Below are 14,952 nucleotides of genomic sequence, written 5' to 3' on the forward strand. Positions count from 1 at the left end.
ACAGGACGGGGGCCCGCTCGAGGCGCCGCCCTCGAACCTCGTGTTCGTCGACCCGGACGGGCGGCAGCCATCTGCACCTCGTGCAGCCTCACGCACAACAATCCCGGGTCCGAGAGGTGAGCGCGTCACCGACTCGTCCCCTCTGCCACGACGCCCCCAGAAATCATCGATACAGACCGGCTATCATCGTTGCATGACGATCAATAGTGGGCTTGGGTGCAGGTTGTCCACCAGCGCCGGAGCGGGCCTCGATGCCGCGGTGGCGTTGTTCCACAGTCTCTCGGACGGAACCCGGTTGGCGATCGTGCGTCGTCTCGCCGGTGGAGAGGCGCGGGTGGCGGATCTGGTCGGTGAGCTCGGGTTGGCGCAGTCGACGGTGTCGGCGCACGTGGCCTGCCTGCGGGACTGCGGGCTGGTGCAGGGCCGCCCGCAGGGCCGGCAGGTGTTCTACTCGCTGACCCGGCCGGAGTTGCTGGATCTGCTGTCCTCGGCGGAAACCCTGCTGGCAGCCACCGGGAACGCGGTCGCGTTGTGCCCGAACTACGGCACCGACAGCGCACCGGGGGTGACGGAGTGAGCGAGGCGTGCGGCTGCGGCCACGACGAACCCCGCCCCGAGGGCGAGCAGGAGCACGAGCCGGAGAAGCTGTGGCAGGTCACCGAGATCCGGGCCGCGGCCGCCGCCGGGGTGCTGCTGGGGGCCGGGCTGGTTGTCGGCTGGAGTGGCGGACCCGACGTGGCGGAGCTGGCACTGTATGCGCTGGCGTTGCTGATCGCCGGCTACACCTTCGTCCCCGCCACCGTGAAACGGTTGGCGCACGGGAAGATCGGGGTGGGCACCCTGATGACGATCGCCGCGGTCGGTGCGGTGCTGCTCGGCGAGGTCGAGGAAGCCGCGATGCTGGCGTTCCTGTTCGCGATCAGCGAGGGCCTCGAAGAGTACTCGGTGGCCCGCACCCGCCGCGGCCTGCGCGCGCTGCTGTCCCTGGTCCCGGACACCGCCACCGTGGTCCGCGACGGCCGCGAACAGACGGTGCCGCCGGTGGAGCTGCGACTGGGCGAGATCATGGTCGTCAAACCCGGGGAGCGGATCGCCACCGACGGCACCATCATCGCCGGCCGCACCGCACTGGACGTCTCCGCGATCACCGGTGAATCGGTCCCGGTCGAGGCCGGCCCCGGCGACGCGGTGTTCGCCGGCGCCATCAACGGCACCGGCGTCCTCGAGGTCACCGTCACCGCCGACGCCGAGGACAACTCGCTGGCCAAGATCGTGAAGATCGTCGAGGCCGAACAGTCCCGCAAGGGCGCCGCCCAACGGTTGGCGGACACCGTTGCCCGGCCCCTGGTCCCGGCGATCCTGGTGGTCGCCGCGGTCATCGCCGCCGTCGGCAGCCTGCTCGGGGATCCCCGGGTGTGGATCGAACGCGCCCTGGTCGTGCTGGTCGCGGCCTCGCCGTGCGCGCTGGCGATCGCGGTCCCGGTGACCGTGTTCGCCGCGGTCGGGGCCGCCAGCAAACTCGGTGTCCTGGTCAAGGGCGGCGCCGCCCTCGAGACCCTCGGCCGCATCCGCGGGATCGCCCTCGACAAGACCGGCACCCTGACCCGCAACCGGCCCACCGTCGTCGACGTCGCCACCACGAACGGCGCCACCCGCGGCGAGGTGCTCGCGGTGGCCGCGGCGCTCGAGGCCCGCAGCGAACACCCCCTCGCCGCGGCGATCCTCGCCGCCGCCGATTCCGTGACTCCCGCCGAGCAGGTCGACGCCGTCACCGGCGCCGGGCTGAGCGGGCGGATCGGCGGAGCCTGCGTGCGGCTGGGGCGGCCCGGGTGGATCGAGGCGCGCGAGCTGGCCGCCGACATCGAACGCATGCAGCACGCCGGCACGACCGCGGTGCTGATCGAACGCGACGACCACCTGCTCGGGGCGATCGCGGTCCGCGACGAACTGCGCCCGGAGGCGGCCGAGGTGGTCGCCGGTCTGCGCCGGGGCGGCTACCGGGTCGCGATGCTCACCGGCGACAACGAACGCACCGCCCGCGCCCTGGCCGTCGACGCCGGGATCGACGAGGTGCACGCGGACCTGCGCCCGGAGGACAAGGCCCGCATCGTCTCCGACCTGCGCACCCGGCGGCCGACCGCGATGGTCGGCGACGGCGTCAACGACGCCCCGGCCCTGGCCACCGCCGATCTCGGCATCGCGATGGGCGCGATGGGCACCGACGTGGCCATCGAAACCGCCGACGTCGCCCTGATGGGCGAGGACCTGCGGCACCTGCCGCAGGCCCTGGCGCACGCCCGCCGGTCCCGGACGATCATGCTGCAGAACGTCGGCCTGTCCCTGGCCCTCATCACCGTCCTGATACCGCTGGCCCTGTCCGGGATCCTCGGCCTGGCCGCCGTGGTGCTCGTGCACGAGGTCGCCGAGATCGTGGTCATCGCCAACGGTGTCCGTGCCGGCCGCGTCCGCGCCCTCACCACCGCGGCACCGGCCACCCCGGCACCGGCGGACAGGGCCCACGCGTGAGTGGCGATCCGGTCACCACACCGGTCCCCGGGCGGCGGCGGGCTCGGACGGTGTTCGTGGCCGCCGCCGCCGTGCTGGCGGCGGCCGCCCTGATCGTCGAGCCGCTCATCCGGGCCGTGTTGGCCGGGGGCCGGGTGATCAACCTCGGGATGCTGCAGCTGCGCCTGACCTACAACACCGGGGTCGCGTTCAGCCTGGGAAACCAGCTGCCCACCCCGGTGCTGGTCGCGGTGACCGTGACCGTCACCGCCGGCATCGCGGTCTACGCCTGGCGTACCGCACCGACCAGTTCCGCGGCGGCGGTGATCGGGTTCGCGGCGATCTTCGCCGGGGCCGCCGCCAACGTGATCGACCGCCTCGTCGACGGCAAGGTCACCGACTACCTCCACACCGGCTGGTGGCCGACGTTCAACCTCGCCGACACCTTCATCACCTGCGGTGTCGCTCTGCTCCTCGTCTCACTGTTCGTCGACAGCAGATCCGCTGGCACCCGGGAGGAGGCCACCTCATGAGTTCGATGCCCGTGCACATCCAGGCCGCGTACACCGACGAGATGACCGCAGCCCGCACCGCCGCGGACGACACGACCCGGTGGGCACACCTCGAACGCGCCCACATCCTGTCCCAGCCCTACCCGTGGCCGCACACCCGCAACCATCTCGCCATGCTCGTCCTCGCGCTGCGCCGACGCGACCGCCGCGAGACCCTCGGGCAGGTGGTGCGGATCATCGTCGCCGCCCCCGGCTCCGCGTCGGGCCGCTACCCCGAGGGCAACACCGGCCGCTCCGGTGCCGGGCTGATGACCCCGATGCCGATGCCGGACGATCTGGCCCGCATCCTCGCCGGAACGCCCTGAACCGCATGGGATCGGGCGCACGCGCGTGCGGGCGCAGGTGGTGCCGGTGATCGGCACCCTCGCCGCCGCGGCCGGCGTGCTCGCCGGCACCGACATCGACGACATCGACGACATCGCGCTGACCGTGTCGTTCGTCGCCTCGGCGAGCGGGGCCGGCCGCGGCCTTGACAGATCGTCGCCGGCTGGTACCTCTGCTTCCTCGCCCTCGTGGTGATCAGCGTGGTCGCCGCCCTCGGCCTGGTCATCGTGCCCGACGACTGGGTCGGGCTCCCCGGCCTGCTGCCTGGCGCTCGGGGGCCGGGGATTGATCACCCCCGCGCTGCCGCCCGGGATCCGGTCCGGCACCCGTCCGTGTCCGGGTCTTGACATCGAATCCGCCGGAACCGAACCCACGGGCGGGGCTCGCCGACGGTCCGGGCCGGGCGGACAATGAGCCGTACCCGGTTCGCGATGACACAGACCCGCGGGGGGCAGCCATGACGGACCAGCAGCCGGTCGACCGCGCGGCGATCGCCGCCGACCTCGAACGCGCCCGGCGGACGCTGCACGAACTCCTCGACACCGCTTGCGCGACAGATCTCGATCGGCGCTCGCACGGCACCCGCTGGACCAACGAACAGCTGCTGTTCCACATGGTGTTCGGCTACATGGTGGTGCGGCGACTGCGGGTGCTGGTTCGGGTGTTCTCCCGGCTACCCGACCGTGTCGGACAGCTGCTCGCACGGGTCCTGGACGCGGCGGCCCCGGTGTTTCACGAGATCAACTACCGCGGGTCGTGCCTGGCGGCCACCGTGTTCGACCGTCACCGGATGGGCCGGCACTGCGACCGTGTCATCGCCGCACTGCAGCGCTCCCTCGCGAAGGAAACGGACGCGAATCTGCGGCGCAGCATGGCCTTCCCGGGGCGCTGGGACCCGTTCTTCACCAACGTGATGACCCTCGAACAGGTGTACCGGTACCCGGGCAAGCACTTCGACTTCCACCGCGAGCAACTCACCCTCGAATGACGCGCACCATCACCCGAGATCAACGGGTGAGCGCCCGCCGAAGATCGTCACCCCGAGACGGGTGGCGTCGGCCAGGTCGACGACGATGCCACCGACCTGCGAGTGACCGTCGGCCCACCCTCGGGCGGTGGCGCGGTCGGCGAAGAAGTTCCGGTGCGTGCAGCAGCTGGGCGCGGAGGGCCGTGGCCGGCCGCGGCGCCGACGAACACCACCGCGGTGGCCGGGGACGCGGCGGCGGCCTCGCCGTGCACGGTCACGGTGGTGGACTCGGTGACAGGGATCGGTGGCGCTCGCCGGCTCGGCCCTCGGAGTCTCTATGTCCGCACGTACGCCTCGGTATCGTCCGCCCATTCCCACACGTGACCGTCGTAGGACACGGGTCCGAATTCGTCGTCCGGATCGACCGGCTCGGCTTCACCGGAATCGATCAGCTCGACCATGCTCGCCGCGTCGATGATCGAGGGCTTACCTGATCCGGCACCGGCGACAGCCGCCGCGATGTGCGCCGCGATCCACTCGCGCACCCCGTCGAACAGCCTCGGCTCGCCGTTCGGCGATCCGCAGCGCCCGTCAACATTCGGCTTTTTCTACATTTCCGTCTGGTTCGTATTCAGTGAGGTACATCCACTTCCCTGCCGTGAGTCAACGGCGGTTGCGCAAGTACTCGACCCAGCCGGTGAGAAAACCGCGTTCGTATTCGGCGGCGGCGGCGTCGAGGTGCTCCCCGGCAGGGGTAGTGAACCAGGTCGCACTCTGGCCGCGACAAATAGAGAAGCATCGGCAGCGGTGTCCCACCTCCGGGGCGCACCGCCACCCTGCACCGTCATTCCCGGCGTAGCCCGTGACATGCCCGGGATGCGATGATCCCTGCACGCAGGCCGAAAGAACTGCTCGGATCTCGGCCGGAGCCGACCGCCGGAATCGCCCGATCTCCCCGGCCACCGCCGAGAGAAGACATCTCTCCCCGGGCCGTGCACGAAGCAGCAGAACCTGCCCACCGTGGGCGCCACACCGGTCAACCGGCGAACAAAATTTGGGTGATCTCCGCGTCGCGGCCGTAGAGGCGGGCGGCCTGTGCCGTGGCCGCCGCCCGCACCTGGGTCTCGGACACCCGGGCCGCGGTGGTCACCGTCACCCAGCCCAACGTCGTGACCGGATCCCGGAGCGAGCACACCCGCACCGACCAGTCCACCGTGCCCGCCTCACGCCGGCGCGCCGACCCGGTCGACGCCGCCTCGCGTTCGGTGCCCGGCACGGCCGGAGCCCAGCGCCCCGCGAGTGCCTGGACCAGGTTTTCCAGTGCGACGGTGATCCACCGATTCGCGTGTGTCCGACGCTGTCGCGCGGTCATGACCCGGCCCGTCCTTCCCGGCCGGGTCATGACCGCGCGAGAATGTGCCCAGCGCGACGAGAACATAGTCTTTCCCGCCGCCGCGGACCGTCGCGCCCGACTTGCCGGCATCTGCAGCACCTTCACTCTATGCCCCGAGGTCATGACTTTCGCCCGTCCGCGTCCCGGTCCGGGCGTCTTCGCGCCGGTACGGACCCGCCCGGGTGGGCGCCGCCCTCGGCGCCACCGCGCACCGCGACCAGATCCTCCATCGCACGGACGGACCGACACCGCTGCCGGAATAGACGGTGTCACCGAGGTGTCGACGCGGGTGGATCGGGGCGTCACCGTGTCCCCCGGGCTCACCCTCACGCCTCGCAGAATCCCGCTCGGCTGGAGCTGCGGTGCGCCGTTCACCGTGAGGCGACCGGAACGTCCCGATCCCCTCGCAGCCCGAAACGGTCGAGGGCTTTCCTCGTCGCCGCACGCGGCCACACCGCAGACGCCCCGCCGCCCTCCCCGATCGGGGAGCGGTCCACCGCAGGTGTGAGACCGGCGACAGCCGGGCACTCTCGGATATGGAGCACGACCCAGGAGATGTCTGCCACGAAGCCGGCCTCGGCGGCCGACTGCTCACCTTCGCCGGCGAGGGCGAGTTGTCGATGCTGTCCGACGCGGTGGTTTCCCTGGTGTGCGCTCCCGACACCGACCACCCCCACTACGGTGACGTGCTCGAATGGATCGTCACCACCACCGCCGAGGTGATAGCCCTCAAGCTGGGTCCCCTCGTCCGGGGTGGTATCGCCGCCTACGCCATCAAGATCAGAACCTCCGACGGGCAGATCCTCGAGATCGGCGAGCTACCCGCACCCGAATGCCACCTGTGGACAGCGATCGTCGACGCCCTGACTGGAGACATCCGCCAAGCGCACCACCACCTGGCCCCCATCATCCATGCCGCCGACCGGGAGGAGCGGATCCGGGCACTGATCGAGGCGGTCGCCTGGCTCGATCGAGTGCTCGACATACCGGCATTTCCCGAACCCGATACCGCAACCGGATAGACCGGACGAGCGGCGCCACATCGTCGCGGCCGACCAGGGCTGCGGCGGACACCGGATCGGTCGGCGCGAGGGATCACTCCAAGCAGCATGAGGTGGTCCGGTTCCTGGACGTGCACAAGTCCGCGAGTACGTGTGATTATTCGGAATTTCCGAATGCTCCCTGGGCGGCGGTATTTGTCCAGGTGGCGGTGGCGTGCCGTGCCGTACGCCCGTTCCTTCCACGCCGGTCGCCCGGCGGTCGAGGTGGGGTTCGGTACCAGCGCAGACGGTACGGCGGCCGGTGCGACGTGGCCTCCGCTCTCTCGACTGCCGGACGGCAGACACAGGGATCATCCCGGATGGGGGGCTATCGCGGCTCGATCGGGTCCGATGCCGTAGCGAAAGCACGCAGTTCCCGCAGCTCGGTGCGTAATTCGTCGGCGCGTTCGCGGGCGGCGTCGACCTGGGCGCGGGCCGCGGCGGTCTCGGCGCGGGCGGCCGCGAGGTCGGCGCGCACGGCCTCGGTGCGATCCCGCTCGGCGGCGGTCTCGGCGCGGGCGGCGACCAGGTCGGCTTCGAGCCGGCCCACGGTGGCGGTGGCCTGATCGGCGGTGGCGCGGAGCCGGGCCAGCTGGTCGCGCTGCTGTTCGACGAGGGCCTCGAGGTCGGCGGTTCGCCGACGGTGCGCCGCCTCCGAGTCCTCGACCCGGGTCGTCCACGCGTCCAGCGCTGCGGTGTGGTCGGCGCGCAGGCGCTCGAGTTCACTCTGGTGGTCGCGGCGGGCCGCGGCGAGCGCGGTCGCGGCGTCGTCGGCCTGCGCGAGCGCGGCGGCCGCGGCCGCGTCGGCGTCGGCGCGCTCGTCCAGGGCGGTGTCGAGTTGTTCGCGCAGCCGGGCGATCTCGGCGCCGGCGTCGGCGCGGACCTTGTCGGCGTCGGCCTGGACCCGGCGCAGGTGCGCCTCGAGCGCGGCCGGGTCGGCCAGCAGCGCGGTGGCCGCGGTGATCGACGCGGCCACCTCGGTCAGGCGTGCGAGGGCGGCCTGGGTTTCCTGCCGCAGCAGCGGGACCGCCTGCGCGAGGGTGGTCACGGCCGCCGCCGGATCGGTGGGGGTGGCCGCCTCGAGCCGCTCGGCGCGGGCCGCCTCCTTCTGCCGTTGCCGCCAGGCCCGGACCCGGTCCGCGTCCGAGGCGTACTCGCGGCGCCGTCCTCCCCTGCCCTGGGTCATCGCCTCGCCCTCCGCTCTGTCCTGAGCCGTCCGCATGATGCTACCCCAAACGTACCGTTTCGTACGTAACATGATACGTACGAAACGATCGGGCCGAACAGTCCGATTCGCGGCCGGTGGGCGACACCGCCCGTTCCTTCTCGCCGTGCCTCGTCGGTGGTCGCCACCCTCGGCGGCCTCGCGGGGACGGGTCAGCACGCCGGGTCGAGGCCGTCCAGGTCGGGGAGGCAGTCGTCGACGGCGGCCGCGATGGTGGCCTGGTGTTCGTAGTCGTCGATCCACTCGAGGACTCCGTCCGGGCTGTCGGGGCCGGCGCTGAGGCCGATCCGGAAGCGGGTGTCGATGCGCAGACACACGTACGGGGACGGGTGGCCGGTCCGGTGGGTGGCTGATGCGAGGCGGCGCAACGCGGCGGCGCCGGCGATGACGGCGTCGACTTCGGTGGCGGCGGTGCCGGATTCCTGCGCGACGGCCGGATCGCAGGTGACGGTCCAGGTGTGCACGAGCGGGTCCTCCTTCGGGTCGGTTCTGTCTTCGGTGGACGCCAGTGTGTCCGGCCGCCCCGGCCACGACCGGGGCGGAGACGGGCAGCGGGCCCGGTCCTGTGGAGAACCGGGCCCGCTGTGGACAACTCACCGGGGAGTCAGCGGCCACCTTCGAGGGCGAGTGCCTTGTCGTCGGCCGGGAGCAGCACCGACCGGGCCACCTGCACGGCGCGGGCGAGCTCGGCGGTGAAGGCGCGGTGACCGGCCCGGTCGAAGAACCGGAAGACCAGCGGTCCGGCCTCGACGTCGACCCAGTGGATGTGACGGCGACGCTGCGGATCGAACGCCCCACCGGGGGTGATCTTGGACGGCGGCACCGTCGACCAGTTCACCGTCACCACATGCTCTCCGGCGGCGAAGCGCTCCGGGCGCAGCAGGAACTGCTCGGGCAGCACCGTCGTCACCCCGTCGGCGACCGGGCGACGCAGCACCGCGACCAGGCCACGGACCACGGCGGGGTCGGTGAAGACCATCCGCACCGCGCCGATGGTGGCGAACACCGCCGCGCTCGCGGTCAGCGCGCTGGTCACATCCAGCCGCACCTCCTGCGACGCTCCGGCGATCAGGACGGTGGTGCGGGTGGTCAAGGTCGGAAAGCTCGGGGTCTGCGACGCGGTCATGGCGACCTTCCTGCTGGAGGTGAGAACCGGCGCGGGTCCGCCTGTTCTTTTGCCCTTCTGGCAGGGAGCATTTGGACCGGCATGAGGGCCGTGGAGTGCAACCTCTGGGACGGAAAAATCTCGCCGGAGCGCAGCGGAGGAGAGAATTTTCCGGGCCGTCAGGCCGCGCAGCGCCCAGGGGTTGCGCGCAGCGGACCGCCGGTCAAAATCGGAGGCCAGAAGGGCAAATCAGGCTCTTGTGCAGGGCGGAGCGCAGCGGAGCTCGATTCGGTGTGCGCCGCAGGCGCACCACGGACCACGCCCGAGGTCGACAACGCTCCTGTCCGCGGCGATCGCCGGTGCGCGCCAGGAGGTCACGGCCTCAAAGGCTCCTGCACACCCACCAGGCCGGGCCCCACTTCCTCTGAGCGAGGCGGCGGACGTCGTGCCGGCGGTGCAGCGTGCTCGTCCCTCTCCCCTGCGCCGTGCCGGTGTCGCTGGGGCATGTTGACCGGGTGACGGCCCGACGGCAGATCCTCTCACGGGGCGGGAAGGCTGTAGCCGACCGAGGCCGGTCTGCAAGGCCGTTGCCGTCCGGAAAGGCCCCAGCGAGAGGGTGTTTCCGGCCGGGCCGCGGCGCACGGAGCCTGGGAGGCACCCGCTCCGCGAGTTATAGCGCTACAACGCCTGAATTGGTGCCGAGAGACGTCCCCGTTTCCGCCGGGCGCCACCATTGCAAAGGTAGTTCCTGGGAGGACACCGCCACCGCCCCCGCAGCGGGTGAGGTTCGCCGTGGGCGCGGCAGATGGCGGTACGCGTGCGTTCTCCTGATCGACGTGAATCCGACCTTCGGGTGCGCGCCCCGGCAGTGCGCGTACTGACGTCGTCGGCGGCACTGGAGGCTGTGCCGGGGGTGTTGCTCCGGTCGGGGGTTACAGGTCGAACAGAGAGAACTGAGCGGCCTGAGCCTGGGTTTCGGTGTCGCGGCGGTGCCGGTCGGCCATGGCGCGGGCGAGGTCTTCGGTGCAGCCGAGTTCGTTGGCGACCTCACTCCAGTCGTGGCCGTCGTGGCGCAGCTGCCACGCCCACTGGTGCAGCTGTTTGTCCATCTCCATGCCGGGCGCCCCCTCGATGACCCGGGGCGCTCTCGCCCCTTGACTCGTGAGCTGCCGCGACGGTAGCCGAGCAGACGCGGATTCTCCGGCAGGCGCGCCGAGGAGGCTCCGGCCAGATAGGAGCCGTGCGCGGGCCGTGCCGACAGAACCGCCACGGCGCAGCGGGCCTCGGCGGAAAGCCGGTCCGGACCGGGCAGGTCGCGGACCCCCGGCGGATGCGGGGGCAGGAGGGGCCGCGGTGATCGGCGACGGTGATCGGCGACAATGCCGTGGGCCGGATACCGGAGGAAGAAGGTGTGATGCCAACCGTGGAGATCTTCGTCGACGAGGCGAAGACGAAGGACTACTTGATCTGCGCGGTGGTGGTGCCTTCCGAGGATCTGGCTGTGGCCCGCAAGACGATGCGCGCACTCAAGCCGAACAACCGGGATCGGCTGCACATGCACGACGAGCGCCCGGAGAATCGGCGGCGGATCGTGGCCGCCTTCGCCCGCACACCGCCGATTCGGCAGGCTCACCTGTTCACCGCGCCGATCGTCGGTCGCCCGCACCGGCAGGTCCGTGACCAGTTGCTGGCGGCGTTGGCGGTGCACAGCGCCGAGCTGGGAGCGCGCCGCATCCTGGTCGAATCGTGTGCCCAGGACAAGCAGGATCTCGCGGCGCTCACCGGGGCTCTCGCCCGGGTCGGGGCGGCCACGACGGTCCGGGCGAGGGTGGACCGTCGGCACGCGCACGAGTTGCGGTGGGCTGCGGACCTGATCGCCTACGCCTATACCGCCGGCGGGCAGCTGCGGCGCGCGATCGACTCGCTGGTCACCGCGGCGCGGGTGCGGTAGACAAGCGCAAAGGCCGGGCGACCACGCAAAGCGTGCGGGCTCCCGGCCTTACTTTCCTGACTCTTCGCCAGGACACCCTCAACGATAGCGGGCCACTCCCCCACCGTCGAGCACCACACCTTCGGTACGGACCAACAAGAACCGGACCGGACCGTCACAGTGACATCGGCAGCCGCCCTACGCGGACCCTGGGGATGTCGCCGCATCCCCCGGGTAGGCCAGTGCCCCGGCGTCGGGGGGTGAACCGCCGGGGCACACGGCCCGCACGTCCGAGGGGACCGTGCGCGACCAAGGACGACACTACACAGAACCACCACCGCCGTCTCACGTCCCGCGGCAAGGTGTCGGACCGGCGTCGTACGCTGCCCGGTGAGCGCCCCGGCACCCAACGCACCGGGGCGTTCGCCTTCTTTCAGGACCACCGCACTCCCGGCCGCGGCGGGCCGACATGGGGCGGTGAGCCGATGGTGACCTCGCAGGTGCGGCACGTCCAGGTGCGGTGGCCGCCGGCGCCGGGGGTGCAGTCGCACGGGATCCAGCCGACGAGGACCTGGTTCGGGGCGAGGCGATGTCCGGCGGGGCAGATCGTCGGTGCTCGCTCGTACCGGGCCACATCCATAATGGTCGCACCACTCCCCCACTCAGGGGAACATATGTTCGAACACGCCTGCTATGATGGGACTCGACGCCGGGACTGTGGGGGAAGCACAGTCCCGGCGTCACCGTTTTCTGCACCCCCGTGCTGCGGCCACCGGTTCGTTCGGCAGCAGGTGCCTACCCGCACGGCACAGCATGTGGCCCGCGGCAGGTCACACCGACACCAGTCGCTCCTCGCGGTGGGTGACCGCGTCGAGCGGGAGCAGCACCACCGGCGGGATCTCGAAGCCTTCGGCGTAGGCCGCGTTCTTGAAGCGCTGCCAGCGCCGGCACACCGTGGACGGGGACGGGGTGTCCTCCAGCTCGGTGGCCACCTGCGCATAGGTCAGCTGCGGGCGGTCCAGCAGGATCGCCGCGACCTCCTTCTCCTCACTGCGCAGTGTGCACCCGGCCAGGAACTCGCGCAGGCCGTCGACCGTCTGCGGATAGCCACCGGACGTCGGCGCGAGAGTCTGCTCGGGCGATGCCTCGAGCGGGGCCGGGGCCTGCACGACCCCCTCCCCCGGTGCCTCCTCACCGTGGCGCCCGATGTGCTGCGGCTGCACCGTTGCAGGCTCGGCGGCACCGGCGGAGGCATCGGTGTGCACGCGTGCACCGGGGTACTGCACGTCGTGCACGACGGGTGCATCCTCCGCAGGGTCGTGCACCTCCGCAGGGTCGTGCACCTCCGATGCCTCGGGTGTGCTCGCGGGCTGCTCCCGGGGGGTCATCGGGTGCGCGTCGTGCACCGCCTCGTTGTAGCGGCCACGTTCGACGGCCAGCGCCCGCACGATCGTGGTGAACAGATGCAACAGCGCCAGGAACAGCAGCGGCACGATCATCGCAATGCAGGCGGCAATGGCAGCCGGTTGCGGCTGGTACCCGACATCGACACCGGCCGCGGCCTGCGCGTGCCGCTGCCCGGCCAGGCGGAAGGCGTGGTAGCCGTTGCCGGCCACGCTGAGCAGGACCGTGCCCGTGGCCAGGGCCTTGCAGTACCGGCGGGCACCGCGGAACTCGTCGTCGGTCCCCAGTGCAACGAGAGCGAGGGCCGCGGCGGCCTGTGCAACATCGAGTGCCACCGGCGCCATCCAGGCCAGTTCCGGGCGCACACCGATTTCCAGGGTGAGCTGACGCAACGCATCGAACGACAGGGTGAACGCCAGCGCTGCAAGCACGAGCGTCATCGCTGCAACAGCACCGAGGGCCATGGTCTTCGAGTGCAATCGTCGGCGTGCACTTGCGGACGGTAGCTGACGTTGCGCAGCGCGAACGTTAAGGTCATACATGATCGGAATTTCCTTTGCTGAGGTAGCCGGTCACGGAGTCCCGTTGGATTGCAGGTCGAGCGGGGCTCCCCCTCTTTATGGCGCTAGAACGTTGAAACGCTATGCAGCTAGAGGCGAGGTCTTCCTTGGTTGCCAGTTTCAGGCGCACCTGCCCGGATCGCGGCAATCACCTGCTCGGTGGACATGCGAGAGGCCAACTCACGAAGTGCAAAACGAACGATCGCACTACGGGAATCAATGCGTGGTTTTTGCTTCCGCCCGAGATAGATCGCCTCCTCGAGGAACTGGTCGGTCTCGGCGTCCAGATAGATCGTCGACTTTGTTAGCTCGTCCACTTCTGTGGAAGGCACTGGAGGCGCCGCCTTCGGCAACTCGGAGGCAGGCAACGCGAGTGCCGGTTCCCGGTCGTTGACGGTCTGCGCGGCCGCTTGCTCCAAGTGGGCCGCAGCGTCCGATGTAGACGGTCGAATCTCTTGCACGGGGGGCGCAATGGGATTGGTCGGGTTCTCGGAATCGGTGGGAATCTCCACCGGAACCGACCGGGGCTTGTGCCGCGGTGGCGGCATGGTGCGCCCACTGGCACGCTTATTCTTTTGCCGCAAGGCATCGAGTCCGTTAGTCATTGACGTACTCCTGGAGGAACTTCGCGGTGTCGGTGATTGCAGCCGCGAAAGCCCGCAACGGCTTGGCCGGTGGTTCCTCGGCGGTGATTGCAATGCGCTTCGTTCGAGTGCCAACCCGGGCGGCATGGGGAACCGGAGGCGCAACTTGCACCGGCGTGCCGTCAACCATCCGCGCAAGACGGTCGATCATCGTTCCCGGAGGTGCTGCCGGCACCATTGTCGGCGAAATGACCAGGGGGTAGTCGGCGAGTTCGTCGACGAGCTGCTCAGTTGCATCGAGATCCAGCTTCCGCAACGGAGTCGGGGCAAGAACGACATTTGCAACGGACAGTGCACCATGGGCCTGGGTTGTTGCACCTGGATGCGTGTCCACGACGACCCATTCCGTGTCCCACTCCCCCGCCCACTGCACCAGCGCATCCGCCATTGCATCTTCGCTGGGCGCCTGGTCGTACAGATCAGGATGCCCAGGTACCAGACGCGGCTTCTTGAAGCCGTTCAACGGCTTGGGGGTCTTTCCGGTGCGGATTGCATCGAGGATCGGAATGCGGGCCCGGTCGAGAGGCCGATCCCCCCACTTACCGGTGGCGCCGCCCCCGTCGTACTCCAAGTCCACCAGGACTGCGTCCAGCTCGTAAGCCAACTCGTACGCCATCGTGGTTTTTCCCACCCCTCCCTTCCGGGAGTGGCAAACGATGATTTTGGCCATTGCATGGAGCCTTTCGTCGGTTGCACTGGGTGCAATGAGTCGGTGCATTGAGGCGCTGCAGCGTGCAGCGCTACTACGCTCTGAACGCTAAGCGTCGGAACGCTGCAACGTCGTAGCGCCACGCCGTTGCAGCGTTGCACCGTTGTAGCGGAGCAACGTTCCAACGCTGCAACGTTCCGTCGCCAGAGCGTTGTAGCTCTGCAACGCTTCAAGATCGTAGCGCTCTAACGCTCAGCCATGGTAACGGCATGACGTGACAACGTTCTAACGTTTAGACGTTATGGCGCTACAACTGGGATGTCCGCCCATCGGGCGCATTGCCCGGCGTTACGCTCCGACGTTCAAGCGCTATAGCGGCTCTGCCCAATCAGCGCGTTGCGCAACGACGTTGTAGCGCTATAACTCATGCTTGCTGAACACATTGGGTGACCAGCAGTTTCCCCAAGGCTCGGCCGAGAACTCCGTAGTAGTCCACTGCCCGCTCCCTGCACCGTTGTAGCGGAGCAACGTTCCAACGCTGCAACGTTCCGTCGCCAGAGCGTTGTAGCTCTGCAACGCTTCAAGATCGTAGCGCTCTAACGCTCAGCCATGGTAACGGCATGACGTGACAACG

The 14,952-nt window shown here is 69.9% G+C and carries 19 protein-coding genes; 8 read left to right on the forward strand and 11 right to left on the reverse strand.

What is annotated here, in order from left to right; translation table 11 throughout:
• The first annotated feature begins 193 nt into the window (after positions 1-193).
• The 6 genes from G6039_RS21020 (at position 194) to G6039_RS21045 (ending at position 4,389) form a co-directional block, all read left to right on the forward strand.
• The gene (locus tag G6039_RS21020; protein ID WP_029540281.1) at positions 194-577 is read left to right on the forward strand and encodes an ArsR/SmtB family transcription factor; all 384 of its coding nucleotides are present in this window, start codon (positions 194-196) and stop codon (positions 575-577) included.
• Positions 574-2,526 (forward strand): heavy metal translocating P-type ATPase, encoded by a 1,953-nt coding sequence (locus tag G6039_RS21025; RefSeq protein WP_010596927.1) that lies wholly within the window; start codon positions 574-576, stop codon positions 2,524-2,526. The genes G6039_RS21020 and G6039_RS21025 overlap by 4 nt, the downstream gene beginning before the upstream one ends.
• The gene (gene lspA / locus G6039_RS21030; RefSeq protein WP_010596928.1) at positions 2,523-3,038 is read left to right on the forward strand and encodes a signal peptidase II; all 516 of its coding nucleotides are present in this window, start codon (positions 2,523-2,525) and stop codon (positions 3,036-3,038) included. The genes G6039_RS21025 and lspA overlap by 4 nt, the downstream gene beginning before the upstream one ends.
• Positions 3,035-3,382, forward strand: coding sequence for a DUF3703 domain-containing protein (locus G6039_RS21035; RefSeq protein WP_010596929.1), 348 nt, complete (start codon positions 3,035-3,037; stop codon positions 3,380-3,382). Before lspA ends, G6039_RS21035 begins: the two co-directional genes overlap by 4 nt.
• 46 nt (positions 3,383-3,428) lie before the next feature.
• Positions 3,429-3,596 (forward strand): hypothetical protein, encoded by a 168-nt coding sequence (locus G6039_RS21040; protein WP_231386049.1) that lies wholly within the window; start codon positions 3,429-3,431, stop codon positions 3,594-3,596.
• 262 nt (positions 3,597-3,858) lie between these two features.
• A complete protein-coding gene (locus G6039_RS21045; protein WP_010596932.1) occupies positions 3,859-4,389 on the forward strand; it encodes a DinB family protein in 531 nt (176 codons plus the stop codon).
• A 9-nt stretch (positions 4,390-4,398) separates the two neighbouring features.
• Here G6039_RS21045 and merB read toward each other — a convergent pair whose 3' ends face one another.
• The 3 genes from merB to G6039_RS21060 all read right to left on the reverse strand — a co-directional run bounded on the left by merB (position 4,399) and on the right by G6039_RS21060 (position 5,740).
• Positions 4,399-4,740: an organomercurial lyase gene (gene merB / locus G6039_RS21050; protein WP_080688469.1), complete on the reverse strand. Its 342-nt coding sequence runs from the start codon at positions 4,738-4,740 to the stop codon at positions 4,399-4,401.
• A complete protein-coding gene (locus G6039_RS21055) occupies positions 4,704-4,913 on the reverse strand; it encodes a hypothetical protein (RefSeq protein WP_010596933.1) in 210 nt (69 codons plus the stop codon). The genes merB and G6039_RS21055 overlap by 37 nt, the downstream gene beginning before the upstream one ends.
• A gap of 491 nt (positions 4,914-5,404) precedes the next feature.
• Positions 5,405-5,740: a hypothetical protein gene (locus G6039_RS21060; protein ID WP_010596934.1), complete on the reverse strand. Its 336-nt coding sequence runs from the start codon at positions 5,738-5,740 to the stop codon at positions 5,405-5,407.
• A gap of 557 nt (positions 5,741-6,297) precedes the next feature.
• Between G6039_RS21060 and G6039_RS21065 the strand changes: the two genes are divergently transcribed.
• Positions 6,298-6,783, forward strand: coding sequence for a hypothetical protein (locus G6039_RS21065; protein WP_010596935.1), 486 nt, complete (start codon positions 6,298-6,300; stop codon positions 6,781-6,783).
• 346 nt (positions 6,784-7,129) lie between these two features.
• On the opposite strand, the gene G6039_RS21070 is transcribed toward G6039_RS21065, so the two are convergent.
• The 4 genes from G6039_RS21070 to G6039_RS21085 all read right to left on the reverse strand — a co-directional run bounded on the left by G6039_RS21070 (position 7,130) and on the right by G6039_RS21085 (position 10,246).
• Entirely contained in the window at positions 7,130-7,987 is an 858-nt protein-coding gene (locus G6039_RS21070; protein WP_164528105.1) for a coiled-coil domain-containing protein, read from the reverse strand.
• Between the two features lie 191 nt (positions 7,988-8,178).
• Positions 8,179-8,490 carry a hypothetical protein gene (locus tag G6039_RS21075; protein WP_043802601.1) on the reverse strand — a complete coding sequence of 104 codons (312 nt, stop codon included), beginning with the start codon at positions 8,488-8,490 and terminating at the stop codon, positions 8,179-8,181.
• 140 nt (positions 8,491-8,630) lie between these two features.
• On the reverse strand, positions 8,631-9,152 hold the full coding sequence (locus G6039_RS21080) for a hypothetical protein (RefSeq protein ID WP_043802605.1): 522 nt from the start codon (positions 9,150-9,152) through the stop codon (positions 8,631-8,633).
• 911 nt (positions 9,153-10,063) lie between these two features.
• Entirely contained in the window at positions 10,064-10,246 is a 183-nt protein-coding gene (locus G6039_RS21085) for a hypothetical protein (protein ID WP_010596962.1), read from the reverse strand.
• Positions 10,247-10,545: 299 nt separating this feature from the next.
• On the opposite strand from G6039_RS21085, the gene G6039_RS21090 reads away from it, so the two are divergent.
• Positions 10,546-11,082 carry a hypothetical protein gene (locus G6039_RS21090; RefSeq protein WP_230304634.1) on the forward strand — a complete coding sequence of 179 codons (537 nt, stop codon included), beginning with the start codon at positions 10,546-10,548 and terminating at the stop codon, positions 11,080-11,082.
• A 412-nt stretch (positions 11,083-11,494) separates the two neighbouring features.
• Here the strand turns inward: G6039_RS21090 and G6039_RS21095 are convergent, their stop codons facing one another.
• The 4 genes from G6039_RS21095 to G6039_RS21110 form a co-directional block, all read right to left on the reverse strand.
• Positions 11,495-11,695 carry a hypothetical protein gene (locus G6039_RS21095; protein ID WP_029540295.1) on the reverse strand — a complete coding sequence of 67 codons (201 nt, stop codon included), beginning with the start codon at positions 11,693-11,695 and terminating at the stop codon, positions 11,495-11,497.
• A 196-nt stretch (positions 11,696-11,891) separates the two neighbouring features.
• Positions 11,892-12,905 (reverse strand): DUF2637 domain-containing protein, encoded by a 1,014-nt coding sequence (locus G6039_RS21100; RefSeq protein ID WP_043802609.1) that lies wholly within the window; start codon positions 12,903-12,905, stop codon positions 11,892-11,894.
• Positions 12,906-13,114: 209 nt separating this feature from the next.
• On the reverse strand, positions 13,115-13,630 hold the full coding sequence (locus tag G6039_RS21105; protein WP_072636225.1) for a hypothetical protein: 516 nt from the start codon (positions 13,628-13,630) through the stop codon (positions 13,115-13,117).
• Positions 13,623-14,339, reverse strand: a complete 717-nt coding sequence (locus G6039_RS21110) for a ParA family protein (protein ID WP_029540292.1) — start codon at positions 14,337-14,339, stop codon at positions 13,623-13,625. Before G6039_RS21110 ends, G6039_RS21105 begins: the two co-directional genes overlap by 8 nt.
• Between the last annotated feature and the right edge of the window lie 613 nt (positions 14,340-14,952).

It is taken from the genome of Rhodococcus aetherivorans (assembly GCF_011058165.1).
Classification (GTDB): Bacteria; Actinomycetota; Actinomycetes; order Mycobacteriales; family Mycobacteriaceae; genus Rhodococcus; species Rhodococcus aetherivorans.

Bases quoted from the DNA above. Each gene is read 5' to 3' on its own strand.
- G6039_RS21085 (WP_010596962.1), bottom strand. From the start codon at position 10,246: ATGGAGATGGACAAACAGCTGCACCAGTGGGCGTGGCAGCTGCGCCAC.
- G6039_RS21045 (WP_010596932.1), top strand. From the start codon at position 3,859: ATGACGGACCAGCAGCCGGTCGACCGCGCGGCGATCGCCGCCGACCTC.
- G6039_RS21080 (WP_043802605.1), bottom strand. From the start codon at position 9,152: ATGACCGCGTCGCAGACCCCGAGCTTTCCGACCTTGACCACCCGCACC.
- G6039_RS21020 (WP_029540281.1), top strand. From the start codon at position 194: ATGACGATCAATAGTGGGCTTGGGTGCAGGTTGTCCACCAGCGCCGGA.
- G6039_RS21060 (WP_010596934.1), bottom strand. From the start codon at position 5,740: ATGACCGCGCGACAGCGTCGGACACACGCGAATCGGTGGATCACCGTC.
- G6039_RS21105 (WP_072636225.1), bottom strand. From the start codon at position 13,630: ATGACTAACGGACTCGATGCCTTGCGGCAAAAGAATAAGCGTGCCAGT.
- merB (WP_080688469.1), bottom strand. From the start codon at position 4,740: ATGGGCGGACGATACCGAGGCGTACGTGCGGACATAGAGACTCCGAGG.
- G6039_RS21090 (WP_230304634.1), top strand. From the start codon at position 10,546: ATGCCAACCGTGGAGATCTTCGTCGACGAGGCGAAGACGAAGGACTAC.
- G6039_RS21065 (WP_010596935.1), top strand. From the start codon at position 6,298: ATGGAGCACGACCCAGGAGATGTCTGCCACGAAGCCGGCCTCGGCGGC.
- G6039_RS21100 (WP_043802609.1), bottom strand. From the start codon at position 12,905: ATGACGCTCGTGCTTGCAGCGCTGGCGTTCACCCTGTCGTTCGATGCG.
- G6039_RS21070 (WP_164528105.1), bottom strand. From the start codon at position 7,987: ATGACCCAGGGCAGGGGAGGACGGCGCCGCGAGTACGCCTCGGACGCG.
- G6039_RS21035 (WP_010596929.1), top strand. From the start codon at position 3,035: ATGAGTTCGATGCCCGTGCACATCCAGGCCGCGTACACCGACGAGATG.
- G6039_RS21110 (WP_029540292.1), bottom strand. From the start codon at position 14,339: ATGGCCAAAATCATCGTTTGCCACTCCCGGAAGGGAGGGGTGGGAAAA.